We start from the raw sequence: 24,805 nt of genomic DNA, 5'->3' as shown, positions 1-24,805 counted from the left end.
CGCCCTCGCGCGGTGGCGGACTCTCGTCCTCGGACACATAACGTGACCCCGGAATCCGGAGCCGCGCACCTTCTCGCGGCCCGTCGCCGCCCCCGGGCGGCGCGAACCTTCAGGCTTCGGTCAAACCTCGGTCCGGTTTCAGTCTGTCCGATTCTGAGAGCCTTGTGGTAATTGTCGGTATTTGGGGCCTACCGGGGCCCCAGACCCTCCGTGCCCCGAATCCTGCCCCCGGCCGCGCGTCCTGTACCCGCTCCCGCCGGAGGCCGGGGTATAACGGAACATTGCCCGTCGACCGGCGACCGTCCGCCGACCGGCGGGGGCGCCGCGAGGAGGGAGGACACGCTTGTACCTGAAGAACCTGACGCTCCGCGGGTTCAAGTCCTTCGCGTCCTCCACCACGCTGCGGTTCGAGCCGGGGATCACCGCCGTGGTCGGGCCCAACGGGTCGGGCAAGTCCAACGTCGTCGACGCGCTGGCGTGGGTGATGGGGGAGCAGGGCGCCAAGTCGCTGCGCGGCGGGAAGATGGAGGACGTCATCTTCGCCGGCACCGCCAGCCGGGCGCCGCTCGGCCGCGCCGAGGTCGTGCTGACGATCGACAACTCCGACGGCGCGCTGCCCATCGACTACACCGAGGTGACGATCAGCCGGCTGATGTTCCGGTCCGGGTCGAGCGAGTACGCGATCAACGGCGACTCCTGCCGGCTGCTGGACATCCAGGAGCTCCTGTCGGACTCGGGCATCGGCCGCGAGATGCACGTGATCATCGGGCAGGGGCAGCTCGACCGCGTCCTGCACTCGGGGCCCGAGGGCCGCCGCGCGGTGATCGAGGAGGCCGCGGGCGTCCTCAAGCACCGCAAGCGCAAGGAGAAGGCGCTCCGCAAGCTGGACGCGATGCAGGGCAACCTGACCCGCGTCCAGGACCTCACCGGCGAGCTGCGCCGCCAGCTCAAGCCGCTCGGCAGGCAGGCCGAGATCGCCCGCCGCGCCGCCGTCATCCAGGCCGACCTGCGCGACGCCCGGCTGCGGCTGCTCGCCGACGACCTGGTCACGTTGCGGACCCGGCTGGAGCAGGAGGCCGCCGACGAGGCGGCGGTCCGCGCGCGGCGCACCGAGACCGAGCGGGCGCTCGGCGAGGGCCAGCGGCGCGAGGCGGTGCTGGAGGCCGAGGAGGCCGAGGAGGCGCCGAAGCTCGCGCTGGTCCAGGACACCTGGTTCCGGCTCTCGGCGCTGAAGGAGCGGCTGCGGGGCGTCGCCGACCTCGCCGCCGAGCGGCACCGCAACGCCGCCGAGGCGCGCGAGGAGGAGCGGCGCGGCCGCGACCCCGAGGACATGGAGCGCGAGGCCGCCGAGATCCGCGAGCAGGAGGAGATGCTCCGCGCCGCCCTGGAGGAGGCGCAGGACGGGCTGTCGCGGGCCGTGGAGGAGCGCTCCTCCGCCGAGGACGCCCTGGCCGGCGAGGAGCGCCGGCTCCAGGCCGCCGCGCGCGCCGCCGCCGACCGCCGCGAGGAGCTGGCCCGGCTGCGCGGCCGGGTCGAGGCGCTGCGCAGCAAGGCGCAGGCGGGCCGGTCGGAGATCGGGCGGCTGGCGGACGCGCGGGACGAGGCCGAGCAGCGCGCCGACGCGGCGCGCAGCGATTTCGAGGCGTTCGAGGCCGAGGTCGTCGAGGACCCGGCGCTCGCCGCCGAGCACGAGCGGGCGCAGGAGGCGCTCGCGCTCGCCAAGGACGCCGCCGAGCAGGCCCGCGCGGCCGTGGACGGCCCGCGCGGCGCGCTGAAGGAGGCGCGGTCGGCGGTCGGCGCGGCGCGCTCGGCCGACCAGGGCGCGCAGAAGCGGGTCACCGCGCTCCAGGCGCGGATCGAGGCGCTGAACCTCACGCTGGCGAGCGCGGCCGACGGCGGCGAGGCGCTGCTGGCGGCGGGCGCCGACGGGTCGCTCGGCGGGGTGCTCGGCACGGTCGCCTCGCTGCTGAGCGTCCGGCCGGGATACGAGGCGGCGGTCGCCGCCGCGCTCGGCGACGCCGCCGAGGCCATCGCGGTCGGCTCCCTGGACACCGCCGAGGCGGCGCTGGCGCTGCTGCGGGCCCGCGAGGCCGGCCGCGCCGGGCTGGTCGTCGGCGGGGGGCCGGCGCGGGACGCCGGCCGCGTCCCGGGGATCGACTACGCGGTCGACGCGGTGAGCGTCCCGGAGGCGGTCCGCCCGGCGCTGGGCCATCTGCTGGGCGACGTCGCCGTGGTCGAGGACGTCCCGGCGGCCGTGGCGCTCGTCCGGCGCGAGCCGTCGCTGCGGGCCGTCACCCGCGACGGGGAACTCGTCGGCGCGCACTGGGCGCGGGGCGGCGACGCGGGCGGCGGGCAGAGCCCGCTGCGGATGCGCGCCACCCTCGACGAGGCCACCGAGGACCTCGCCGCGGCCGAGACCGCGGCCGTCGCCGCGGCCGAGGGCCTCGCGGCGGCGATGGAGTCCGAGCAGTCGGCGCAGACCGCGCTGGATGCGGCGCAGGCCGCCGCCAACCAGGCCCAGACCGGGGTGAACCAGGCGCAGGGCGACCTCGACCGCGTCCGCGCGCGGGTGCGCGAGTTCGACGCGCGGGCGGCGCAGGAGGCCAAGCGCGCCGCGCGGCTGGAGGCCGACGTCCGCGCCGCGCGGGGCGAGGCCGAGCGGCTGACCAAGGCCCTGGACGCGGCGAACGAGTCCCTGGAGCGCGACACGCAGGCCGCCGAGGAGCTGGCGCTGCGGCTCGCCGAGTCCGAGGAGGCGGCCGAGGTCGCCGACGAGGCGGGTGAGGACACCGAGGCGCGCGACGAGCTGGGCGCGCGCTGCCAGGAGCTGCGGTCGGCCGAGATGGAGGCGCGGCTCACCGTCCGCACGGCGGAGGAGCGCGTCCAGGCCATCGCCGGGCGCGCCGACGCCCTCGAACGCGGCGCCCACCGCGAGCGGGAGGAGCGCGCCCGCGCCGCCCAGCGCCGCGCCCGCCGCGAGCGGGAGGCGCGGGTCGCCAAGGCCGCCCTGAAGGGCGCGCGGGCCGCCCTGGAGCGCATCGAGCTGTCGCTGGCCGCCGCCGTCCGGCGCCGGGAGGCCGCCGAGCAGGCCCGCGCCGCGCGCGAGGCCGAGCTGAAGGTCGTGCGCGGCCAGGTCCGCGAGCTGTCGGCCACGCTGGAGCGGCTGGTGAACGTCGTCCACGGCAACGAGGTCGCCCGCGCCGAGCAGCGGCTGCGCCTGGAGCAGCTCGAACAGCGCGCGCTGGAGGAGTTCGGGCTGGAGGTCGACTCGCTGGTCAACGAGTACGGGCCCGACCAGCTCGTCCCGCCCGACCCGGAGAAGGGCGAGGACGCGAAGCCCGCCCCCTACGAGCGGGCGGTGCAGGAGAAGCGCGCCAAGGCCGCCGAGCGGCAGCTCAACCAGCTCGGCAAGGTCAACCCGCTGGCGCTGGAGGAGTTCGCCGCGCTGGAGGAACGGCACGCCTTCCTCACCTCGCAGCTGGAGGACCTGAAGAAGACCCAGCGGGAGCTGCTCGGCCTCGTCAAGGAGGTGGACGACCGGGTCCAGCAGGTGTTCGCCTCCGCCTACGACGACACCGCCCGCGAGTTCGAGCGGATCTTCGCGCGGCTGTTCCCCGGCGGCGAGGGCAGCCTGTCGCTGACCGAGCCCGGCGACATGCTCGCGACCGGCGTGGAGGTCGCCGCCCGCCCGCCCGGCAAGAAGGTCAAGCGGCTGTCGCTGCTGTCGGGCGGCGAGCGCTCGCTCGTCGCGATCGCCTTCCTCGTCGCGGTGTTCAAGGCGCGGCCGTCCCCGTTCTACGTACTGGACGAGGTCGAGGCCGCGCTCGACGACACCAACACCCAGCGGCTGATCACCGTGTTCGAGGAGCTGCGCGAGTCGTCGCAGCTCATCGTCATCACCCACCAGAAGCGGACGATGGAGGGCGCCGACGCGCTCTACGGCGTCAGCATGCGCGGCGACGGCGTCACCCAGGTCGTCAGCCAGCGCCTCCGCGAGCACGAGCCCGCCTGAGCGCCGCCGGGGCGCCGGCGGTCAGTCCGCCGAGGGGGGCGCGGCGGCGGGCGTGAACAGGAAGCCGTCGACGTCGGTCCGGCCGCAGGCGCTGTGGATCGCGTACGCGCCGCCGGTGGCGCCGAGGTCGATGCCCACGCACATGCCGTTCGCCCGCGTCACCTCCGGCACGAGCCGGTAGAGCTGCCCGGCCTTGACCTGCCGCTTCGCCGGGTCGAGCCGGAACCGCTGGAGCCGGTCGACGCCGCACCTGCGCATGTGCAGCGCGGCCCGCTCGTCCACGGTGTCCAGCGTGACGCAGCGCAGGTGGCCCTGCGTCGTCCACGCCCGGAGCTGGAGGAGGTCGCTGCCCTGGACCTCGGCGACCTCGACGCGCTGGTAGCGGTCGTCGGGCGCGCATCTGTCCCGCGCGAGCTGCGGGTCCAGATGGTCGTCGGGCAGGATCGACAGGCACTGGCCGTCCGGCTCGCCGCCGGTCACCGGCATGATCGAGTACCAGCCGGGACGCGGCGGCGGGATGCGGTCCGCCGCGCCCGACGCCTCTCCCGACCGCTCGTGCCGCGACTCGCCGCCGAACGCGCCGAGCAACGTCGAGCCCACCACCGCGATCGTGATGAACGCGGGCGCCGCCACCAGCAGCGACAACGGCCGCTTCGACCCGCCGCTCCCACCCGGCCCGGCGCCCTTGCCCGGCCTGCCGCCGCGCCCGCCCGACTTGCGGTGGCGCGGGCGGGCCGCCGCCTGCTCCGGCTTCGCGGGCGCCTCGCGGCCGGAGTGCCGGCCGTGCCGCGCCCCCGTGGGCCGGGTGGCGCCGGGAGGCGGCGCCATGTTCGACGCGGGCCTGCCGACGAGCAGTTCGTCCCCCTCGGCGGCGGGAGGCTGTGCCTGGAGGCCGCCGATCGGAATGGGCATCGTGTCAGGGTTCGCGCCCGGCGCGGATGCGGAACTGATGCGCGCGTGCGCTTGAGCCCACCGCTCGCGGTCCTCGGGGACGAGACCGCATGCGGTCACGAAGGCCACGACGACCTCGCGGGACGGCAGCACGTCGCCCCCGAGCAATCCGGCCATCCCGCCGGGAACCAGCACCCCGGCCGCCCAGACCCGTTCCTCGACCTCGGAAACGCGCAGGCCGGACCATTCCTGGAGGCGGCGCAGCAGCATGAGGAACTCCGCTGGACCGCCGGCGTCGTCCGGCTGGGGAACCACCCTGTTGACCGACACTGGTGTCCTTCCGCGAACGGGGACGCGTGATTTCGTGGGCATCGTAGCGATCTCCTCGGCCGAAGTGACTAATGTTCGCTATGCGGTCTCTTGACTTGATTCATTGCTCTTGGCTTGATTCATGGCGCCAAGACCTACGGCGCTCGTCCGATGGAGGGCACTCGCGATGTCGCGCTCCGGCGACCCGTCCCCGCGGGCCCTGAGGCGTTCCGTCGAGACCCGGATCGGCACCACGTTCGTGCTGCTGATGCAGATGCGCGTGCTCATCGTCGGCGCGACCGTCCTCGCCGACGACGAGGTGCGCGCCGACCCGTGGGCGCTGTGCGTGCTGGCGGTGGCGGCGCTGCTGTCGGGCGTGGTGCTCGCGGGCTGGGAGCGCGTCGTGCTGCGGCTGTTCGAGCAGCCCGCGCTGCTGGCCTTCGACGTGCTCATCGGGTACGCGGTGCTGCGGGTCGGCGGGATCTTCGGCCCGTACTTCCTGCTCACGGTGGTCGCGGCTGGTCTCGCGGGGCTGCTGTACCGGTGGCAGGTCACCGCGCTGCTGTGCCTCCAGCAGACCGCCCTGTACTACACGGCGCTCTACCAGAGCGGGCAGGGCGAGACCGGCGCCGCCCTGCCGCTGCTCGTCGCGCTGCCCGCCTTCTACGTGAGCGGCGCGCTGGTCGGGACCGTGCTGCGGCGGCTGTTCGACGAGCACGCCGCCGCCGAGGAGGCCCGCTGGCGGATGGAGGCGCAGGCGATGGCGGCCGAGGAACGCTCCAGGCTGGCCAGGGAGATGCACGACTCGCTGACCGCGACGCTCGCCGGGATCGCGCTGTCGGCGACCGGCCTGCCCGCCTGGGTGCGCAGGTCGCCCGAGCGCGCCGAGACCGAGGCGCGCCGCATCGCCACCGCCGCGCAGGTCGCGACCCGCGAGGCGCGCTCGCTCATCGCCGACCTGCGCGACGACGCCGTCCAGCGGCCGCTCGGCGAGGCGGTGGCCGAGCTCGCGACCGAGTGGGAGAGCGTCGCCGGGATCCCCGTCCGGGTGGACGCCGAACCCGGCGCCGACCTGCCGCTCAGGACGCGGTACGAGATGGTCACGATCGTGCGGGAGGCGCTGGAGAACGTCCGGCGGCACGCGCACGCGTCCCGCGTCGAGCTGACGGTGGCCTCCGTGGAGGACGCGGACGACGGCATGGCGGAGGACGGCGTGCGGGACGGCGCCGAGGGCGGCCTGGAGGTGCGCGTGTGCGACGACGGCCGCGGCCTGCCCGTCCGGCCCGGCGGCGACGGCTGGCTGGACGCGCTCGCCCGCGACGGCCACTACGGCCTCGTCGGCATGCACGAGCGGGCCCGCCGCGCGGGCGGGAGGCTGGAGGTGGTCTCGACGCCGGGCGCCGGGACCGTGATCATGGTGCGGATGCCGGCGGCGGACACGGGGTCCGGGACCGCCCCGGCCGCGGCGGGGAGGCAGTGATGGCGGACGTGGCCGGGCGCTACCGGGTCCTGATCGTGGACGACAACGCCTTCATCAGGGCCGGGCTCACCTCCGCGCTGGAGGCGACCGACGACATCGAGGTGGTGGGCGAGGCGGGGGACGGGCACCAGGCGCAGGAGCTGGCCTGGCGGCTGATGCCCGACGTCGTCCTGCTGGACGTGCGGATGCCGCGCACCGACGGGGTCAGCGCCGCCGCCGCGCTGAGCCGCGTCAGCCGGGTGATCATGCTGACGCAGGTGGAGGAGCCCGAGGTGGTGCTGTCGGCCGTCCGCAACGGCGCGGTCGGCTACCTCGTGCACAACACCTTCACGGTGGACGAGCTCGCCGAGGCGATCCGGAACACGGTGCGGCACCGCGCCCACCCCCTCTCGCACGCGGCCAGCGCCGCGCTCATCGACGCCGCGCGGACGGACCGGGCCGCCGCGCCCGCCGCCGATCCGGCGGAGCGGCGCGCGCGGTTCGGCCTTTCGGCCCGCGAGGTCCAGGTCATGGATCTCATCGTGCGCGGTCATGCGAATCAGGACATCGCGGCCAAACTATTTCTTACCGAGAAGACCGTCAAGAACTATATCAATCGCATTTACGCGAAGCTCGGCGCGCCGAACCGGGCGACGGCCATCGTCACCTGGCTCGGAATGCCGCCGCAGGGCTGATCGGCGTCTTCGTATTGGGGCCCCGCGCGGCTCCGGGTAGGGCCCTAGGGCCCTACGGCCGCCTGTCGCGGCTCCGTAGCGTTCCCGGCGAAGGAACGGAAGGCAAGGCCCGCCCATTCTCTTCCGGGCCGCCGTGTATATCCCTTGTCTGGAGCCCCCCATGCATTTCCTGAACCAGAACAGAATGGCGCTGCTGACCGGCGGGATATTGGCGGCGAGTGTATCCGCGGCGGCCGCCGTGCAGGGCGGGGCGGCGGACCCGGAGCGATCCGCGGTGCCGGCCGGGGCGCTGGAGCACGCGGTCCCCGCCGTCACGGTCGCGAAGCCGGGCGCCCGGTCCCACGAGGACGCCTGGGACTCGGCGCGGCGCGGGCCGGCCACCGCCGCGCGACGGTACGGGTGGGGCCGTCCCGTCGCCTCCGACGACTTCCGCCGCCTCGACCCGCGGGACTGGGAGGTCTACGAGGGCAAGGGCAACGGCGGGCTCGGCAGGCGCGTGCGGAGCGCGGTGGCCGTGCGGAACGGGACGCTGCGGATCACGGGGAGGAAGAACGGCGACACCGGCGGCGTCGCCTGGCTGCGGGGGGCGCGGAAGCTGGGGCGCTGGGAGGCCCGCGTCCGGATGAACCGCGCCTGCGCCTGCTACAACGCCAACCTGCTGCTGTGGCCGGTCGGGGGCGGCGGCGGCACCGACCCGCAGGGGGGCGGCGGCGAGATCGACTACATGGAGACCTACGGCGACGACGGCCTGCGCAAGGGCACCAACTTCTTCCTCCACTACGGGCCCGAGAAGCACGCCGACCGCCTGGACTCGCACGTGAAGACGGACCTGCGGAAATGGCACGCGTTCGCGGTCGAGTGGACGGCGGCGTCCATGACCGCGTACATCGACGGCCGCGTCTGGTTCAGGACCCGGAACCGCAAGGCGCTGCCGCCCGGGAAGATGGGCCAGGCCATTCAGCTCGACTGGTTCCCGAGCCTGCGGAAGCGCACCGCGCGCGGCGTCGGCAGGACCGCTCCCGCGACCCTTGAGGTCGACTGGATCCGCATGTACGCGCTCGGCGGGAAGTGAGCGCCAGGACCATTACCGAGGCGCCAGGACCACTCCGGAGATGCCGCCCCCCCGGACTCCCTTCCCCGAGGGGGCGGCCACACCTCTCCCGGGCGCGTCGTCCGGTCAGCGGTAGATCTGCCAGTTCTCGTCGTCGCGCCGCAGGGTGAACCTCGGCTGGAGCGTGCTCTCCTCCATGCTCCCGGCCGTCCAGCGCAGCGCGGAGAACGGGATGACGGCCTCCTCGCCCTTGAGCCTGCCGCCGGTCACGACCACCGTCCGCAGAGCCTGCCGCTCCTGCGGGCGCAGGAGGTGCGGGATGTTCCTGACCCCGATCGTGCAGTCGCCCCCGATCGGCGGGCCCTTGAAGAACGGGCTGTCCGGCGCGACGTAGCGGCAGACGGCCGCGTCGCCCGCCGCCTGCCCGCGCAGGAACGTCTGCAGCGCGGCCCGCGCCCCCTCGATGCCCTCCCGCGCGGCCGGGTCGGGCGCCGCCACCGTGGGCGTGGCCTTCGGCGAGGGCGGGGGCGTGTACACCTCGGCCTTGTCGGACCCGTCACCGCCGCACGCGGCCGCGAGCAGTGCCACCGCGAGTGAGACACAGGCGGGGCGGACCAGGGATGGATGTGCCATGGCGAGCCTTCCTCAGGCGGGGTTTCCGCACGCGCTTCGAGACCGGACCAACGCCGCGTACATGATTCGCCACGGCATGATCAGGCGGCCTTGCGAACATTAACGCCCTTCGGGGTGGTTGACCAGGGCCGAAATGAGGCCCGGACCGCCTCCGGACGGAGAACGCCGCGCCGCCGATCGGAGCAGGCGCGCCGAACGGCCGGAGTAGGCGCCGTGACCGGCCCGAACGGCATTCCGGCGGGTGGGGTCCCCCATTCGCCGACATGGGGTCCTAGGGCCCTACGGACGCGAATTGCGGATCTGTAGCGTTCGGTTGCGAGGGCGAAGGGGGAACGCGCCCTTCCTGGGGAAACACCCGGATGACTTCGCAGATCGAAGGCCGGTCCGCCGTGAGGGCGCGCCGATGGGGGGCGGGGTTCGCGCATGGGGGAGAACACCGGTCATCCGGGACGAGGGGACGGCGGGTGGCCGCGCTTTTCGGTCACCCGCCGGGGGCCCGGTCGGGGTCCGGCCCGGTGCCTCCGGCCGGGGGCGGGCACCGGACCGGTCCGTCGCGGGGGCGTCCCCGCACACCCGCCGGGACGGGCCCACCCCGGCCGGGGTGGGCCCGGTGGCCCACCGGAGCCGGGGTCCCGGCGCCCCCGGGACAGGACCGTTCCGGTGCCCGCCCGGCGGGACCGTTCCGGCGCCGAAGCGGTGAAACAAGGGCGGGAAATGTCGATTCCGGCGCCCCGGCAACATCGCAGGCCGAACTGAATCGGATGTACCCAACGTAATTATCCGGCGACGGTGGCGGACTTGTGCGTGATCATGCGATCCACTACGCATGTGCACCGTGGTTCTCGGGCTCCTTCCGTACCGGCCACCCCGCCCGGCATGGAGAACCACATGAGAGGTGTGCCATGGATCCGCAGCGACTGAAGCGCAACTTCGAGCAGGTCGGCGGCAACGGAATTGACGTCGCCGAATACTTCTACGCCGATCTGTTCGGCCGGGAGCCGCAGCTCAGGCCGCTGTTCCCCGCCGCGATGACAAAGCAGCACGAAAAACTTCTGAGCGCGTTGTCGCATATCGTGTCGATGGTCGACGATCCGCAGGGCCTCGCTCCGTTCCTGTCGGAGCTCGGGCGGCGGCACAGCGGTTTCGGCGTCCACCGCGAGCACTACCCGCAGGTCGGCGCGAGCCTGATCGCCACCCTGGCGTTCTTCAGCGGGCCCGACTGGGACGAGGACCTGGAGCGCGACTGGCAGGCCGCCTACGGCCTGGTCGCCCAGGTGATGTCCGAGGCCGCCGCCGAGCCCGTCGCCTGACCGGTCGTGGACGCCCAGCGCCTGAAGGCGAGCTTCGCCCGCGTCGCCGAGCAGGGCGACGCCGTCGCCATGTTCTTCTACGCCGACCTGTTCGTCCGCAACCCGCACCTGCGGGACATGTTCCCCGTCGGCATGAGCGGCCAGCGCGACAAGCTGCTGCGCGCCCTCGGGCACATCGTCTCCCGGGTGGACGACCTGCCGAACCTGCTGCCGTTCGTCCAGCAGCTCGGCCGCGACCACCGCCGCTTCGGGATCGTCGCCGAGCACTACCCGCAGGTCGGCGCCAGCCTCGTCGCCACCCTCCGGCACTTCTCCGGGGCCGACTGGAGCGAGGAGCTGGCCGCGGACTGGCAGGCCGCCTACGGCCTGGTCGCCAAGGTCATGCAGGAGGCCGCCGACGAGGACGCGCTGACCAGCCCCGCCTGGTGGAACGGCCAGGTCGTCGGCGTCGAGCGGCGGCGCTTCGACATCGCGGTCCTGCGCGTCCAGCCCGACCGGCCGCTGCCCTACCTGCCCGGCCAGTCGGTCGCCGTGGAGGTCCCGGCGCGGCTGCGGCACTGGCGCTACTACTCGATGGCGAACGCGCCGCGTCCCGACAACACCGTGGACTTCCACGTCAAGCTGGTGGACGGCGGCCCGGTCAGCACCGTCCTGGTCCGCTCGACCCAGACCGGCGACCGGATCCGGATGGGCGCCCCAATCGGCACGCTCACGCTGGACGAGTCGTCCCGGCGCGACGTCCTGCTGGTCGCGGGGAGCACCGGGCTGGCGCCGCTCAAGGCGATCCTCGAACAGCTCGTGCGGCGCCCCGCCCCGCCGCGCGTGCACCTGTTCTTCGGCGCCCGCGACCGCGACGCCCTCTACGACCTGGAGGACCTGACCAAGCTCGCCCAGCGGCATCCCTGGCTCACGGTCGTGCCCGCCGTGTCGGACGAGTCGGCGGGGCACGGCTTCTCCGCGCTCCTGCAGTCCGGCGGCGGCGAGGTCGAGCACGGGAACCTTCCCGACGTCGTGGCCCGGCGCGGCCCCTGGGACGACCACGACGCCTACGTGTGCGGCTCGCCCGAGATGGTCGGGCGGACCGCCGAGCGGCTCACGCGGCTCGGCGTCGACCGCGCGCGCGTCCGGCTGGAAACCTACGCAGACGCCCAGAGGTGAGCGCGATGAACTCCCCGAACCTTCCCGTCGTGCCCGACGGCTCCCGGCTGACGCCGGGCGAGCTCCAGGCGGTCGTGTTCGCGCGGGCCGCCCTCGGCCGGCGCGGCTACGACGAGGACGAGGTCCGCGGCTTCCTGCAGTACGTGGAGCGGGAACTCGTCCAGATCCTCAACGAGCGGTCCTCGCTGGCGGAGGAGGTGGACCGGCTGCGCACCCAGCTCTCCAAGGGCGGGCCCGGGGTGATGGCGCCCGAGGACGCGCACTTCCAGGCCGTCCGGATCCTGTCGCAGGCCCAGCAGACCGCCGACCTCTACGTCGCCGACGCCGAGCGCTACACCCGCGAGCTGGCGCACGAGGCCCGGCTGCACCGCGAGGCGATCCTGACCGACGCCAAGGGGCGCGCCGAGCACCTCCTGGAGGACGCGCACCGCCGCGCCGCCGAGGTCGCCGACGCGGCGGTCCGCTCGGGGCCGCCCGCGCCCGTCCCGGCCGACGCGCCCGGCACGCCCGTGCTCGCGGGAGCGGGCGCCCCGGCGCCCTCGCGGCTGCCCGAGGAGGAGCGCCGCCGGATGGAACAGGAGATCACCTACCTGCGCACCTACAGCGACGTCTACCGCACCCACCTGCGCTCCTACCTGGAGGCCCTGCTGCGCAACGTCGACGAGTGGGAGGACTCGGAGCGCTCGTCCCTCCCCCCGGCACCGCGGCGACCCTGACGGCGCGCCGGCCCCGGGGAAGGGGACGTCCTCGGGACCCGCCGTCGCCGCCGCCTCGTGAGCCGAGGACCCGGGACGTCGCGATAGTGTCGCGATCGCGTGCGACGCCGGTGATCGCCGCAGCGCCCGCCGAAGGGGGGCGCTCACCGCCCGGCGCCGAGGGCGCTGCGAGGAGACAGGGGGCGCTATGGAGTACTTGATCGTCATCGCGGGGCTGGTCGCCGTCGCCCTGGTCGTCGGCGGCGCCGTGTTCCTGCGGCCCGGCCGCCGGGCGCAGCGGCCGCCGGTCGAGCCGGGGCCCGCGCGCGGCGGCGGCGCGACCGCCGTCGACGAGGCGGAGGCCGCCGCGCCGACCATCGAGCGCGCGCCGCCCGTCGAGGCGCCGCCGCCGGTCGTCGAGATCGAGCAGCCGCCGCCGGGCGCCGGACGCCTCGTCCGGCTGCGGGCCCGCCTCGCCCGCTCCCAGAACGCCTTCGGCAAGACCCTCCTCGGCCTCCTGTCGCGCGAGACGCTCGACGACGACGCCTGGGAGGAGCTGGAGGACACCCTGATCACCGCGGACATGGGCGCCGCCGTCGCCCGCCAGGTCACCGACGACCTGCGCACCCGCGTGCAGGTGCTCGGCACCCGCGACCCCGCGCAGGTCCGCGAGCTGCTGAAGGACGAGCTGGTCAAGCAGATCGGCGCCGACCTCGACCGCTCCCTCGCGACCGAGCCGCACGGCAACCGCCCGGCCGTCCTCCTGGTCGTCGGCGTCAACGGCACCGGCAAGACCACCACCTGCGGCAAGCTCGCGCGGGTCCTGGTCGGCGACGGGCGCACCGTGCTGCTCGGCGCCGCCGACACCTTCCGCGCCGCCGCCGCCGAGCAGCTGGAGACCTGGGGCTCGCGGGTGGGCGCGCAGGTCGTCCGCAAGGACGAGGGCACCGACCCCGCGAGCGTCGCCTTCGACGCCGTCCGGCAGGGCATCGAGAGCAAGGTCGACACGGTGATCATCGACACCGCCGGTCGGCTGCACACCAAGACCGGCCTGATGGACGAGCTGGGCAAGGTCAAGCGCGTCGTGGAGAAGCAGGCCGACGTCGACGAGGTGCTGCTCGTCCTCGACGCGACCACGGGACAGAACGGCATGCAGCAGGCCCGCGTGTTCGCCGAGGTCGTCAACATCACCGGCGTCGTGCTGACCAAGCTGGACGGCACCGCCAAGGGCGGCATCGTCGTCCAGGTCCAGCGGGAGCTGGGCGTCCCGGTGAAGCTGGTCGGCCTGGGCGAGGGCCCCGACGACCTGGCCCCGTTCGAGCCCGAGGCGTTCGTGGACGCGATCCTCGGCGACTGATCCCGTCGGCTTCGACCGCCGCCGCGCCCCGCGACCGCCCGCCGGCCGCGGGGCGCCCGCGTGCGGTGGATCACCGGGGGTGATCGGTTCGAAACACCGGTGAAACATCGGCGGGCGCTGTTTCACAAACACGAAACATGGGAGGTGTCCGGGCGAAACGGCCGCGCGGGAATCTGCTGAGCATTCCACGGATTCCCGGCCGAGAAGGGCACCGCCCGCGATGAAGATCGATACAGGCGCGACCGCCTGGCTGCTCACGGCCACGGCGATGGTGCTGCTCATGACGCCCGGCCTCGCCTTCTTCTACGGGGGCATGACACGGGCCAAGAGCGTCCTCAACATGATGATGATGTCCTTCGGGAGCATCGTCACCGTGACCGTCCTCTGGGTCCTCTACGGGTACTCGGTCGCGTTCACCGACGGCTCCTTCGCCGACGGGTTCGCCGGAGGGCTCGGCGCGGTCGGGCTCAGGGGCGTCGCGACCCAGGTGTCCGAGGGGCTCCTGCCCGACCAGAGCGACAACGTCCCGACGATGGTGTTCTCGGCGTTCCAGCTGACCTTCGCCATCATCACGGTCGCGCTGATCAGCGGCGCCGTCGCGGACCGCGCCAGGTTCGGCGCCTGGACGGTCTTCAGCGTCGCCTGGGCGACGCTCGTCTACTTCCCGGTCGCGCACTGGGTGTGGGGGACCGGCTGGCTCAACGACCTCGGCATCGAGGACTTCGCGGGCGGCACGGTCGTGCACGTCAACGCGGGCGCCGCCGGGCTGGCGCTCGCGCTCGTCCTCGGCCGGCGGCGCGGCTGGCCGAAGGAGCCGATGCGCCCGCACAACCTCCCGTTCGTCCTGCTCGGGGTGGGGCTGCTGTGGTTCGGCTGGTTCGGCTTCAACGCCGGGTCCGAGCTGGCCGTGGACGGCACGACCGGTCTCGCGTTCATGAACACGCAGGTCGCGGCCGCCGTCGCCGCGGGCGCCTGGCTGCTCGTGGAGCGCTTCCGCGACGGCCACGCGACCACCCTGGGCGTCGCGTCCGGCGCGGTCGCGGGGCTCGTCGCGGTCACCCCGGCCGCCGGGTTCGTCGACCCGTGGGCCTGCGTCGTGCTGGGCGCGGTCGCCGGGGTCGCCTGCGCCTACGCGGTCGGGCTGAAGTACCGGCTCGGGTTCGACGACTCGCTCGACGTCGTCGGCGTCCACCTCGTCGGCGGCGCGATCGGCGCGCTTTCGCTCGGCCTCCTCGCCGCCTATCCGGCGCTGCCCGGCCAGCACAAGGGCCTGCTCTACGGGGGCGGCGTCCACCAGCTCGGCCTCCAGGCGCTCGGACCGGCCGTCGTCGGCCTGTACTCCTTCGGCATGGCCTGGATCATCGGCAAGGCCATCGACCGGACCATCGGCTTCCGGCTCGCCGAGGAGGACGAGGCGACCGGCATCGATGTCACCGCCCACGCCGAGACCGCCTACGACCTGGCGCCCGCGGGCGGCGGCGCGACCCGCGCCCCGCTCCTCGGAACCGCCGCCGACCCCGCGCGGAAAGCGGCGGCCGACCGGAAAGGCGGGGCCGACCGGAAAGGCGGGGCCGAGCGGGAGGCGGACGCCGAGCGGAAAGTGGAGGCCGACGCGTGAAGCTGATCACCGCCGTCATCAAGCCGTTCAAGCTGGACGAGGTCAGGGCGGCCCTGGAGTCCTTCGGGGTCGAGGGCATGACCGTCAGCGAGGCCAGCGGATACGGCCGCCAGAAGGGCCACACCGAGGTCTACCGGGGCGCCGAGTACACCGTGGACCTCGTCCCCAAGCTGCGCGTCGAGGTCCTCGTGGACGCCGCGGACGCCGACGACATCATCGACGTGATCGTCAAGGCCGCCCGCACCGGGAAGATCGGCGACGGCAAGGTCTGGGCCGTCCCGGTGGACACCGCCGTCCGCGTCCGCACCGGCGAGACCGGCCCAGACGCGCTCTGATGCCCGCGAAGCCGGGGCGCGCCGGCCTGGCGGCGGCGCGGGTGTCCCGCGCCGCCGCCCTGGACGCGTGGCTGGCGCCCCTCCTGGACGGGCCGTCCGCCGGCGTCGCGCTGGTCGCGGTGGGCAGCCACGCCCGCCGCGAGCTGACGCCCGGCGGCGACCTGGACCTCGTCCTCCTGCACCGCGGACGGCCGGACATCGCCGGGGTCGCCGACCGCGTCTGGTACCCCGTCTGGGACTCCGGCCTCCGCCTTGACCACTCCGTCCGCACGCCGGACGAGGCCCGTTCCGTCGCCCGCGCCGACCTGAAGGCGGCCCTAGGGCTGATCTCCGCGCGCCATGTCGCGGGGGATCACGACCTGGCGAACGAGCTGCGCGCGGCCGTCCTCGCGGACTGGCGTGCCGATGCTCCGGTCCGGCTGCCGGAGCTGTCGGCGCTGTGCCGCCGGCGGTGGAAGGCCCACGGCGAGCTGGCGTTCCTCCTGGAGCCCGACCTGAAGGAGGCGCGCGGCGGGCTGCGCGACGTCCACGCGATGCGGGCGGCCGCCGCGTCCTGGGCCGCCTCGGCCTCCGGCCCCGGGGTGAGCGACGCCTACGAGCTGCTGCTGGACGTCCGCCACGCGCTCCACGAGGTCACCGGCCGCTCGGCCGACCGTCTCGTCTTCCAGGAGCAGGACGCCGTCGCCCGCGCCCTCGGCATGCCGGACGCCGACGCGCTCCTGCGGGCCACCGCCGAGGCGGCCCGCACCATCGCCTACGCCGCCGACCACCTCTGGCGGCACGTGTCCCGCCGCCCCGCCCCGCCCGACGGCGCGGCCCGGGGCGTCGTCCGGCGGCCGGTCGGGGACGGGGCGGTCGAGCACGGGGGAGAGGTGGTGCTCGCGCGCGGCGCCGACCTCCGGGACCCCGCGCTGATCCTGCGGGTGGCGGCATCGGCCGCGCAGGCGGGGCTGCCGCTCGCGCCCGCCACCGTGGCGCGGCTGGCCGAGCAGGCCGCCCTACCGCCGGACCCCTGGCCTCCGCCGGTCCGGGACGCGCTGGTGTCGCTGCTGGGCGCCGGGCCCCCGGCGATCCCGGTGTGGGAGGCGCTCGACCAGGCGGGGCTGATCGTCCGGCTGCTGCCAGAGTGGGAGCGGGTCCGGAACCGGCCGCAGCGCGACCCCGTCCACCGCTTCACCGTGGACCGGCACCTGGTCGAGACCGCGGCCGGCGCCGCCGCCCGCACCCGCGAGGTCGCCCGCCCCGACCTGCTGCTCGTCGGCGCGCTGCTGCACGACATCGGGAAGGGCCAGGGCGGCGACCATTCGGTCACCGGGGCCGCCCTCGCGCGGGGCGTCGCGGCGCGGATGGGCTTCCCCGAGGACGATGCCGCCGTTCTGGAGACCGTCGTCCGGCGGCACCTGCTCCTCCCCGAGACCGCGACGCGCCGCGACATCGACGACCCGGTCACCGTGCAGTCCGTGGTGGACGCCGTGTCGGCCGTGCCGGGCCGCGAGCGCGACGTCCTCGACATCCTGGCCGCCCTCGCGATCGCCGACGGGCACGCCACCGGGCCCGCCGCCTGGGGGACGTGGAAGGCCGGGCTCGTCGCCGACCTGGCCCGCAGGGCCGCGGCCGCGCTGTCCGGCGGGACGCCGCCCGCCCCCGGACGCGGGCACCTCGCGCTCGCCCGGCACGACGGCGCGGCCGTGCGGGTCGCCGGGGCCCGCGTGACGATCGCCGCTCCCGACCGTCCCGGACTGCTCTGGGGCGCCGCCGGGATCCTCGCCCTGCACCGGCTGGCCGTCCGCACGGCCCGCGTGGTCTCCGGGGACGCCGGGACCGCCGTCCTGGACTTCACCGCCGTCCCCGAGTACGGCACCCCGCCGGACCCGGCCACCCTGGAGGCGGACCTGCGCCGGATGCTCGCCGACCGGCTGGACGTGGCGGCGCGGCTCGCACGGCGGGAGCGCGCGGTGCGCCTCCGTCCGGGCGTGGCCGTCCCGCCGCCCCGGGTGCGGGTGGTGGACGAGGCGTCCGCGACCGCCACCGTCGTCGAGGTGCGCGCCCACGACCGTCCCGGGCTGCTGTGGCGGATCGGCCGAGCCCTCGGCGCATGCGGCCTGGACGTCCGCGCCGCCCGCGTCGACACCCTCGGCGCCGAGGCCGTCGACGTCTTCTACGTCGTGGACGCCGCGGGCCGCCCTCTCACCGATCCTGCGGAGCTGTCGTCGGTCCGCGCGCGCGTCCTCGAAGCGCTCCGCTGAGCGCGGCGACGAAGACGGGAGGCGCGACGGGGCGGGAGGTGGCCGGCGACCCGATACGCTGATAGGCGATCCCAGAAGCTTTCCAAGGACGGTCCAGACACGTGTTCGAGACGCTCTCCGACCGGTTGACGACGGTCTTCTCGTCGCTGCGCAGCAAGGGCCGGCTCTCCGAGGCCGACATCAACGCGACGGCCCGCGAGATCCGCGTCGCTCTGCTTGAGGCCGACGTCGCGCTGCCCGTGGTCAAGGACTTCATCGCGCGGGTCAAGGAGCGGGCGCGGGGGGAGGAGGTCTCCCAGGCCCTGAACCCCGCCCAGCAGGTCGTCAAGATCGTCAATGACGAGCTGATCAACATCCTCGGCGGCGAGACGCGCCGGATCCGCTTCGCCAAGAACCCGCCCACCGTGATCATGCTGGCGGGCCTCCAGGGCGCCGGCAAGACGACGCTGGCGGGCAAGCTGGCCCGGTGGCTGAAGGCCGAGGGCCACGCGCCGATGCTCGTGGCCGCCGACCTCCAGCGCCCGAACGCCGTCCAGCAGCTGCAGGTGGTCGGCGAGCGCGCCGGGGTGCCGGTGTTCGCGCCCGAGCCCGGCAGCGGCGTCGGCGACCCCGTGGACGTCGCGCGCCGCTCCCTTGAGCAGGCAAAACACGCCCAGCACGACGTCGTCGTCATCGACACCGCCGGCCGCCTCGGCATCGACACCGAGATGATGCGGCAGGCGATCGACATCCGCGACGCGGTCAGCCCCGACGACGTGCTGTTCGTCGTGGACGCCATGGTCGGCCAGGACGCGGTCAACACCGCCCAGGCGTTCATGGACGGCGTCGGCTTCGACGGGGTCGTCCTCACCAAGCTCGACGGCGACGCCCGCGGCGGCGCGGCGCTCTCGGTGCGGCACATCACCGGCCGCCCGATCATGTTCGCCTCGACGGGCGAGAAGCTGGAGGACTTCAGCGTCTTCCACCCGGACCGCATGGCGGGCCGGATCCTCGACATGGGCGACATCCTCACCCTGATCGAGCAGGCCGAGCAGGCGTTCGACGCCGAGCAGGCCGAGAAGATGACCAGCAAGTTCGCCTCGGGTGAGGACTTCACCCTGGAGGACTTCCTTGAGCAGATGATGATGATCCGCAAGCTCGGACCCATCGGCAACCTGCTCGGGATGATGCCCGGCATGGGCCAGGTCCGGGACCAGATCAGCCAGATCGACGACAAGGACCTCGACCGGGTCGCCGCGATCATCCGCTCGATGACCCCGCAGGAGCGCTCCCAGCCCAAGATCATCAACGGCTCCCGCCGGGCCCGCATCGCCCGCGGCTCCGGCGTCAGCGTCGGCGAGGTGAGCAGCCTGGTCACCCGGTTCTTCGACGCGCAGAAGATGATGCGCCAGATGGCCGGGGGCATGGGCATCCCCGGCATGCCGGGCGGCGGACGCCGCAAGGCGGTCAAGGCGCCCAAGAAGAAGAAGGGCAAGCAGCGCAGCGGCGACCCCCGCAAGCGCGCCGCTGGACGGCAGCCCGAGGAGCAGCCCGCCGCCGACGCCGCGCCGCAGGGGCTCCCGCCCGGTCTGGGCGGCGGCCAGGGCGGCCTGCCCCCCGGCCTCGGCGGTCAGCTGCCCCCCGGCTTCCAGATGCCCGACCTGGGCAAGCTCCAGGGCCGCAAGAAGAAGTAGCGCCACAGCGGGCGACCGGCCGTGCGCGCACAGGAAACGCCGCGTGTCACGCCACGATTGCGCGTTCACGCCGTTCGTCTGGCAGAATGGCTGGCTGGAAACCCCGGAATCGCCAGGCGCCCTCTCTCGTCCTGTGCGCCCGGAGTCCATCGAGCGGCCGTGAGCCGGTGTTCCCCACCTGGTACGGGCCGCTCACCTCGTCATGAAGTCTGGAGTACACCACACCCGTGGCAGTCAAGATCAAGCTCAAGCGTCTGGGGAAGATCCGGAACCCGCAGTACCGGATCGTCGTGGCCGACGCGCGCACCAAGCGCGACGGCCGTGCCATCGAGGAGATCGGGCTCTACCAGCCCAAGCAGGAGCCGTCGCTCATCAAGATCGACTCTGAGCGCGCGCAGTACTGGCTCGGCGTCGGCGCGCAGCCGACCGAGCCCGTCCTGAACCTGCTGAAGATCACCGGCGACTGGCAGAAGTTCAAGGGCGAGCCGGGTGCCGAGGGCACCCTGCGGGTCGCCGAGCCCAAGGCCGACAAGAAGGCCGTGTTCGAGGCCGCGGTCAAGGAGTCGCTCGGCGACGACGAGCCCGCGGGCCCCGCCACCCGGGCCAAGAAGAAGGCCGAGCCGAAGAAGTCCGAGGCCAAGGCCGCCGAGACAACCGAAGTCAAGAGCGAGGGCTGACGTGCTCGAAGAAGCGCTCGAGCACCTGGTCCGCGGGATCGTGGAGAACCCGGACGACGTCCGGGTCCGCGCCCGCCGGATCAGGGGCGGCCGGGTCCTTGAGGTGCGCGTGCACCCCGAGGACCTCGGCAAGGTCATCGGCCGAAGCGGTCGCACCGCCAAGGCCCTCCGCACGGTGATCAGCGCCCTCTCCGGAGGCCGCTACGTGCGCGTGGACCTGCTCGACGTCAACGAGGTCCGCTGAGTGCGCCCCTGGCATCACGCATGCCGGGGGCCTCTCGGTACCCGGGGGACCACACCCCACCCCCTCGGCCTTGGCACGCCCACCCCGCCCCACCCAGCGTCCAGGCCCCAGGCCCCAGGCACCAGAACCCAGCTCCCCGTGCCGACGGCCGCAACCCGCCACCAGCCGAGCCTCGCGCAGCGGCCCCTGGCCCCCACCGCCAAATCACCATCCCCCGTGCGGACGGCCGCAGCTCCCCGCCGGCCGAGCCTTGTGCGGCGGATCCCGGCTAACACCGCCGAGTCACAGCTCCCCGGGCGGACCATTGCACGCCACTCCCAGCTAAGCCCGGCGCAGCGACTCCCGGCGATCATCGCCGAATCGCAGCATCCCGTGCGGACGGCCGCAGCTCCCCGCCGGCCGAGCCTTGTGCGGCGGATCCCGGCCGACACCGCCGAGTCACAGCTCCCCGGGCCGACCACTGCACACCACTCCCAGCTAAGCCCCGCGCAGTGGCCCCCGGCCTCCACCGCCGAGTCACAGCCCCCCGGGCCGATCACTGCACACCACTCCCAGCCGAGCCCGGCGCAGTGGCCCCCGGCCCCCACCCCCAAATCGCAGCCTCCCGTGCGGAAGGCCGCAGCTCCCTGCCAGCCGAGTCTTGCGCGGCGGATCCCGGCTGACACCGCCAAGTCACGGCCCCCCGGGCGGACCATTGCACACCACTCCCAGCCGAGCCTTGCGCAGCGACTCCCGGCGATCATCGCCGAATCGCAGCCTCCCGTGCGGGCGGCCGCAGCCCCGCGTCGGCCGAGTCCTGCGCGGCGGATCCCGGCCGACACCGCCAAGTCACAGCTCCCCGGGCCGACCACTGCACACCACTCCCAGCCGAGCCTCGCACCCCGGGTTCCAACCAGCACCACATCGCGGAACCCTGGGCCGACCGCCGCAGGGAACCCTCTCGCCTGGCCCAGCCGGCCATGCACCCCACTCAGCGCCTGCACCCTTCACACTGAGCCGCAGCGCGGCATGGCATGCGGCGTCGCCGCGTACGCGGGCCCCAACAAGCACGCCACCGCCCCTCACACCAGGACGCACCCCGTCCGGGTCATCGCATCGCGCGCCCACTCCTTCCGCCCGGACGGTGCAGTCCGCGCGATCCGCATCGCCGCCGTCGGCGCTGCGGGCGGCGCGTCCGAGGCGGGAAGCAGGGGCCGGGAATGGATGGAGCGGTCCCGATGAGCGAGAAGATCGTGGTGGGACGAATCGGACGCCCGCACGGAATCCGCGGCGAGGTGACCATCGACGTCCGCACCGACGAGCCCGACACCCGGTTCGCGGCGGGCACCGAGATCGCCACCGACCCTGCCGACGCCGGGCCCCTCACCATCGAGCGCGCCCGCTGGCACTCGGGCCGGCTCCTCCTGCGCTTCGCGCGGGTCGATGACCGCGACCGCGCGGAGGAACTGCGCGGCACGTGGCTGGTCGTCGATCAGGACGACATCGCGCCGTCCTCCGACCCGGACTCCTTCCACGACCAGGAGCTGATCGGGCTCGCCGTCGTCACCACCGACGGGACCGGAATCGGCCAAGTCGCCGAGGTCCTCCACCACGGCCAGGACCTCCTGGTCGTGCGCGGCGCCGGAGGCGAGAAGCTGGTCCCGTTCGTGTCCGCGCTCGTCCCCGAGGTGGACGTGGCGGGCGGGCGGCTCGTCATCAACCCGCCCCCCGGCCTGCTCGACGAATCATGAAACTCGACATCCTCACGATCTTCCCCGAGTACTTCGCGCCCCTGGACGTCTCGCTCCTCGGCAAGGCCCGGCGCAACGGGCTCCTGAACGTCCATGTCCACGATCTGCGCGACTGGACGCACGACCGGCACCGCACCGTGGACGACACCCCCTACGGCGGGGGCCCCGGGATGGTGATGAAGCCGGAGCCGTGGGGTGAGGCAATTGACTCCATCGCGCCACACGGCCCGGTGCCCCGGATGATCGTCCCCACCCCCAGCGGCCGCCCCTTCACACAGGCCCTCGCGGTCGAGTACGCCGCCGAGCCCTGGCTGCTCTTCGCCTGCGGACGGTACGAGGGCATTGACTCCCGCGTCGTCGAGGAGACCCGCGCCCGCATGACCGTGGACGAGATCAGCCTCGGTGACTTCGTCCTGGCGGGAGGGGAGGTCGCCGTCCTGGTCATGGTCGAGGCCATCGGGCGGCTCCTGCCCGGTGTCCTCGGCAACGCCGACTCCGTCGCCGACGACTCCTTCGCCCCCGGCGCCATGGAGTCGCTCCTGGAGGGTCCCGTCTATACCAAGCCCCCGATCTGGCGCGATCGTCCCGTCCCGGACGTTCTTCTGTCAGGGCATCACGGCGCGATCGCCCGATGGCGCCGTGACGAGGCACTGCGACGCACGGCCCGGAACCGGCCCGAACTCCTTGCCCGCCTGGACCCCGGCTCCCTGGACGGGCGTGATCGGGACGTCCTGCGCGAGGCCGGTTTTCCGGTTGACGCGGATGATGTGGCAGACTAGAGCGTCCGTGCCCATGAGACCGCACGGGCACCCTAAGACCGCTTCCCGCGGCGCGACGCCCCCACGAAAGACCCATCGGGGCCTCTCGGCGCCCGCGTTCGACCATGAGGAACCGCTGCGATGCACACGCTGATCCAGGAGATCGAGAAGGCCGCGATGCGCGCCGACGTCCCGGACTTCCGTCCGGGCGACACGCTGAAGGTGCACGTCCGCGTCACCGAAGGCAACCGGAGCCGTATCCAGGTCTTCCAGGGCGTGGTGATCCGGCGCCAGGGCGGCGGCGCCCGCGAGACCTTCACCGTCCGCAAGGTCAGCTACAGCGTCGGCGTCGAGCGGACCTTCCCGCTCAACAGCCCCTCGATCGACAAGATCGAGGTCGTCACGCGCGGCGACGTCCGCCGCGCCAAGCTGTACTACCTGCGCAACCTCCGCGGGAAGGCCGCCCGCATCAAGGAGAAGCGCGACTTCTGAGCCATGGCTTTCTCAACGCCCCGGGAACCGCGCGCGGTCACCGGGGCGTTGCCCGTTTCGGACGAAGATGAACGGCACTGTCCCGGCGACACGCCAAGGGGTGGGGCTCCTGGGCCCCGGCGCCGCTAGGCTTTCGCTCTGATGACTGACGAGGACGATCGGAGAGACGTGCGATCCGAAGCCGAGGGCGCGGTGCCCGAAGATGAGCAGACCGTGACCTCCGCCGAGGAGGCCGAGGAGACGGCCGAGGACGAGTCCTCCGAAGAGGGTGAACCCAAAAAGAAGAAGCCGGGCTCGTTCTGGAAGGAACTCCCGGTCCTCATCGTGGTCGCCGTCGTCCTCGCACTGGTCATCAAGGCGTTCGCCGTGCAGGCCTTCTACATCCCGTCGGGCTCGATGCAGAACACCCTCCAGGTCGGCGACCGCGTCCTCGTCAACAAGATCGTCTATCACACCCGCGACATCGCGCGGGGCGACGTGGTGGTCTTCAACGGCCTCGACTCCTGGGACCCCGAGACCCAGGTCAAAGAGCCCGGCAACCCCGTCTCCAAGGCCCTGCACGCCGTCGGCAGCGCCTTCGGGGTAGCCCCCAACGAGAAGGACTACATCAAGCGGGTCATCGGCATCCCCGGCGACCACGTCAAATGCTGCGACGCCCAGGGACGGATCACCGTCAACGACGTCCCGCTTGACGAGAAGTCCTACCTTTTCACCGACCCGATCACCCACGAGCAGAACAAGCCGTCCAACGACCCCTTCGACGTCACCGTCAAGGAGGGACAGCTCTGGGTCATGGGCGACCACCGGGAACTGTCCTACGACTCCCGCTCCCATCGCGGCGACCCCGGCGGCGGCACCATCCCCACCGACCGCGTCATCGGCCGCGCGTTCGTCATCGTCTGGCCCCTGAACCGCCTGGACACGCTCCCGATCCCCAAGACGTTCAAACAGGCCGGCTTCAAGGCCAGCGCAATGGCCCTCCCCGCCGCCCCCCTGGCCCTGGGCATGGTAGGCGCCTTCCCCGTCACCTACCTCCTACGTCGCCGCCGCCTCAGATAACCCGCCCCTGAGGCCGCACCCACAACGCCGAAAGCCTCGCCCACAATCGACCCGCCCGGCGCCCCCACAGCGCAGGCCCGGCCGCTACCCAACCACGCCCACCTCCCAGTAGCCGGACAACAACCCCGCCAGCAGGGCCACCCCCACCAGGCCCCCACCCTGTGCCCCCACGCATCCAGGGGACACCCTTCACGCCCAAGAGCCCGCCCCTCCCCACCACCAATCGCGCCCGCAGCCTCAAAGGCGGCCCCAACCAGCGCCCCCACAAGCAGGCAGCCGGGCGGCCCCACCGGGCGGCCCCACCGGGCGGCCCCACCGGGCGGCCCCACCGGGCGGCCCCACCGGGCGGCCCCACCGGGCGGCCCCACCGGGCGGCCCCACCGGGCGGCCCCACCGGGCGGCC

At 73.8% G+C, this 24,805-nt stretch carries 20 protein-coding genes; 18 read left to right on the top strand and 2 right to left on the bottom strand.

All coding sequences use genetic code 11. The annotated features are described in order from the left end of the window. Positions 1 to 343 precede the first annotated feature (343 nt). Positions 344 to 4,012: a chromosome segregation protein SMC gene (gene smc / locus GNZ18_RS36125; RefSeq protein WP_156221254.1), complete on the top strand. Its 3,669-nt coding sequence runs from the start codon at positions 344 to 346 to the stop codon at positions 4,010 to 4,012. Positions 4,013 to 4,033: 21 nt separating this feature from the next. Here the strand turns inward: smc and GNZ18_RS36120 are convergent, their stop codons facing one another. After that, the gene (locus GNZ18_RS36120; protein ID WP_156221252.1) at positions 4,034 to 5,233 is read right to left on the bottom strand and encodes a hypothetical protein; all 1,200 of its coding nucleotides are present in this window, start codon (positions 5,231 to 5,233) and stop codon (positions 4,034 to 4,036) included. A gap of 166 nt (positions 5,234 to 5,399) precedes the next feature. Between GNZ18_RS36120 and GNZ18_RS36115 the strand changes: the two genes are divergently transcribed. The 3 genes from GNZ18_RS36115 (at position 5,400) to GNZ18_RS36105 (ending at position 8,438) form a co-directional block, all read left to right on the top strand. After that, positions 5,400 to 6,692: a sensor histidine kinase gene (locus GNZ18_RS36115; protein WP_156221250.1), complete on the top strand. Its 1,293-nt coding sequence runs from the start codon at positions 5,400 to 5,402 to the stop codon at positions 6,690 to 6,692. Further along, a complete protein-coding gene (locus GNZ18_RS36110) occupies positions 6,692 to 7,366 on the top strand; it encodes a response regulator transcription factor (RefSeq protein ID WP_156221248.1) in 675 nt (224 codons plus the stop codon). Before GNZ18_RS36115 ends, GNZ18_RS36110 begins: the two co-directional genes overlap by 1 nt. 160 nt (positions 7,367 to 7,526) lie before the next feature. Continuing rightward, on the top strand, positions 7,527 to 8,438 hold the full coding sequence (locus GNZ18_RS36105) for a glycoside hydrolase family 16 protein (protein WP_156221246.1): 912 nt from the start codon (positions 7,527 to 7,529) through the stop codon (positions 8,436 to 8,438). A 105-nt stretch (positions 8,439 to 8,543) separates the two neighbouring features. Here GNZ18_RS36105 and GNZ18_RS36100 read toward each other — a convergent pair whose 3' ends face one another. Next, positions 8,544 to 9,050, bottom strand: coding sequence for a hypothetical protein (locus GNZ18_RS36100; RefSeq protein ID WP_156221244.1), 507 nt, complete (start codon positions 9,048 to 9,050; stop codon positions 8,544 to 8,546). 902 nt (positions 9,051 to 9,952) lie between these two features. Between GNZ18_RS36100 and GNZ18_RS36095 the strand changes: the two genes are divergently transcribed. The 14 genes from GNZ18_RS36095 to lepB all read left to right on the top strand — a co-directional run bounded on the left by GNZ18_RS36095 (position 9,953) and on the right by lepB (position 24,402). Next, positions 9,953 to 10,360: a globin domain-containing protein gene (locus GNZ18_RS36095; protein WP_156221242.1), complete on the top strand. Its 408-nt coding sequence runs from the start codon at positions 9,953 to 9,955 to the stop codon at positions 10,358 to 10,360. A gap of 6 nt (positions 10,361 to 10,366) precedes the next feature. Beyond that, positions 10,367 to 11,518: a globin domain-containing protein gene (locus tag GNZ18_RS36090; RefSeq protein ID WP_216651557.1), complete on the top strand. Its 1,152-nt coding sequence runs from the start codon at positions 10,367 to 10,369 to the stop codon at positions 11,516 to 11,518. Between the two features lie 5 nt (positions 11,519 to 11,523). Further along, positions 11,524 to 12,234 carry a DivIVA domain-containing protein gene (locus tag GNZ18_RS36085; protein WP_156221240.1) on the top strand — a complete coding sequence of 237 codons (711 nt, stop codon included), beginning with the start codon at positions 11,524 to 11,526 and terminating at the stop codon, positions 12,232 to 12,234. Positions 12,235 to 12,421: 187 nt separating this feature from the next. After that, positions 12,422 to 13,570, top strand: coding sequence for a signal recognition particle-docking protein FtsY (ftsY, locus tag GNZ18_RS36080; protein ID WP_156221238.1), 1,149 nt, complete (start codon positions 12,422 to 12,424; stop codon positions 13,568 to 13,570). 220 nt (positions 13,571 to 13,790) lie between these two features. Further along, entirely contained in the window at positions 13,791 to 15,188 is a 1,398-nt protein-coding gene (locus GNZ18_RS36075) for an ammonium transporter (RefSeq protein ID WP_156221236.1), read from the top strand. Beyond that, entirely contained in the window at positions 15,185 to 15,523 is a 339-nt protein-coding gene (locus GNZ18_RS36070; RefSeq protein ID WP_214620729.1) for a P-II family nitrogen regulator, read from the top strand. Before GNZ18_RS36075 ends, GNZ18_RS36070 begins: the two co-directional genes overlap by 4 nt. After that, entirely contained in the window at positions 15,523 to 17,769 is a 2,247-nt protein-coding gene (locus GNZ18_RS36065) for a [protein-PII] uridylyltransferase (RefSeq protein ID WP_156221234.1), read from the top strand. Before GNZ18_RS36070 ends, GNZ18_RS36065 begins: the two co-directional genes overlap by 1 nt. A 101-nt stretch (positions 17,770 to 17,870) precedes the next feature. Beyond that, positions 17,871 to 19,442 carry a signal recognition particle protein gene (gene ffh / locus GNZ18_RS36060; protein WP_312874942.1) on the top strand — a complete coding sequence of 524 codons (1,572 nt, stop codon included), beginning with the start codon at positions 17,871 to 17,873 and terminating at the stop codon, positions 19,440 to 19,442. A gap of 227 nt (positions 19,443 to 19,669) precedes the next feature. After that, positions 19,670 to 20,119: a 30S ribosomal protein S16 gene (gene rpsP / locus GNZ18_RS36055; RefSeq protein ID WP_214620732.1), complete on the top strand. Its 450-nt coding sequence runs from the start codon at positions 19,670 to 19,672 to the stop codon at positions 20,117 to 20,119. Between the two features lies 1 nt (position 20,120). Next, a complete protein-coding gene (locus GNZ18_RS36050; RefSeq protein ID WP_021598307.1) occupies positions 20,121 to 20,363 on the top strand; it encodes an RNA-binding protein in 243 nt (80 codons plus the stop codon). 1,217 nt (positions 20,364 to 21,580) lie between these two features. Continuing rightward, a complete protein-coding gene (gene rimM / locus GNZ18_RS36045; RefSeq protein WP_156221230.1) occupies positions 21,581 to 22,093 on the top strand; it encodes a ribosome maturation factor RimM in 513 nt (170 codons plus the stop codon). Further along, the gene (trmD, locus tag GNZ18_RS36040; RefSeq protein WP_156221228.1) at positions 22,090 to 22,872 is read left to right on the top strand and encodes a tRNA (guanosine(37)-N1)-methyltransferase TrmD; all 783 of its coding nucleotides are present in this window, start codon (positions 22,090 to 22,092) and stop codon (positions 22,870 to 22,872) included. The genes rimM and trmD overlap by 4 nt, the downstream gene beginning before the upstream one ends. Before the next feature lie 120 nt (positions 22,873 to 22,992). Then, positions 22,993 to 23,343, top strand: coding sequence for a 50S ribosomal protein L19 (gene rplS, locus GNZ18_RS36035; RefSeq protein WP_067461562.1), 351 nt, complete (start codon positions 22,993 to 22,995; stop codon positions 23,341 to 23,343). Between the two features lie 168 nt (positions 23,344 to 23,511). After that, a complete protein-coding gene (lepB, locus tag GNZ18_RS36030) occupies positions 23,512 to 24,402 on the top strand; it encodes a signal peptidase I (RefSeq protein WP_308166489.1) in 891 nt (296 codons plus the stop codon). Positions 24,403 to 24,805 lie beyond the last annotated feature (403 nt).

The organism is Actinomadura litoris, assembly GCF_009733595.1.
GTDB classification, from domain to species: Bacteria; Actinomycetota; Actinomycetes; order Streptosporangiales; family Streptosporangiaceae; genus Spirillospora; species Spirillospora litoris.
The sequence above is the reverse complement of the archived record's forward strand: the minus strand, read 5'-3'. Positions and strand labels throughout refer to the sequence as shown.

What these genes read in the sequence shown, in the direction of transcription:
- GNZ18_RS36105 (WP_156221246.1), top strand. Translation starts at nt 7,527, where the DNA reads ATGCATTTCCTGAACCAGAACAGAATGGCGCTGCTGACCGGCGGGATA.
- GNZ18_RS36075 (WP_156221236.1), top strand. Translation starts at nt 13,791, where the DNA reads ATGAAGATCGATACAGGCGCGACCGCCTGGCTGCTCACGGCCACGGCG.
- GNZ18_RS36115 (WP_156221250.1), top strand. Translation starts at nt 5,400, where the DNA reads ATGTCGCGCTCCGGCGACCCGTCCCCGCGGGCCCTGAGGCGTTCCGTC.
- GNZ18_RS36085 (WP_156221240.1), top strand. Translation starts at nt 11,524, where the DNA reads ATGAACTCCCCGAACCTTCCCGTCGTGCCCGACGGCTCCCGGCTGACG.
- ftsY (WP_156221238.1), top strand. Translation starts at nt 12,422, where the DNA reads ATGGAGTACTTGATCGTCATCGCGGGGCTGGTCGCCGTCGCCCTGGTC.
- rimM (WP_156221230.1), top strand. Translation starts at nt 21,581, where the DNA reads ATGAGCGAGAAGATCGTGGTGGGACGAATCGGACGCCCGCACGGAATC.
- GNZ18_RS36110 (WP_156221248.1), top strand. Translation starts at nt 6,692, where the DNA reads ATGGCGGACGTGGCCGGGCGCTACCGGGTCCTGATCGTGGACGACAAC.
- GNZ18_RS36095 (WP_156221242.1), top strand. Translation starts at nt 9,953, where the DNA reads ATGGATCCGCAGCGACTGAAGCGCAACTTCGAGCAGGTCGGCGGCAAC.
- GNZ18_RS36065 (WP_156221234.1), top strand. Translation starts at nt 15,523, where the DNA reads ATGCCCGCGAAGCCGGGGCGCGCCGGCCTGGCGGCGGCGCGGGTGTCC.
- rplS (WP_067461562.1), top strand. Translation starts at nt 22,993, where the DNA reads ATGCACACGCTGATCCAGGAGATCGAGAAGGCCGCGATGCGCGCCGAC.
- GNZ18_RS36100 (WP_156221244.1), bottom strand. Translation starts at nt 9,050, where the DNA reads ATGGCACATCCATCCCTGGTCCGCCCCGCCTGTGTCTCACTCGCGGTG.
- trmD (WP_156221228.1), top strand. Translation starts at nt 22,090, where the DNA reads ATGAAACTCGACATCCTCACGATCTTCCCCGAGTACTTCGCGCCCCTG.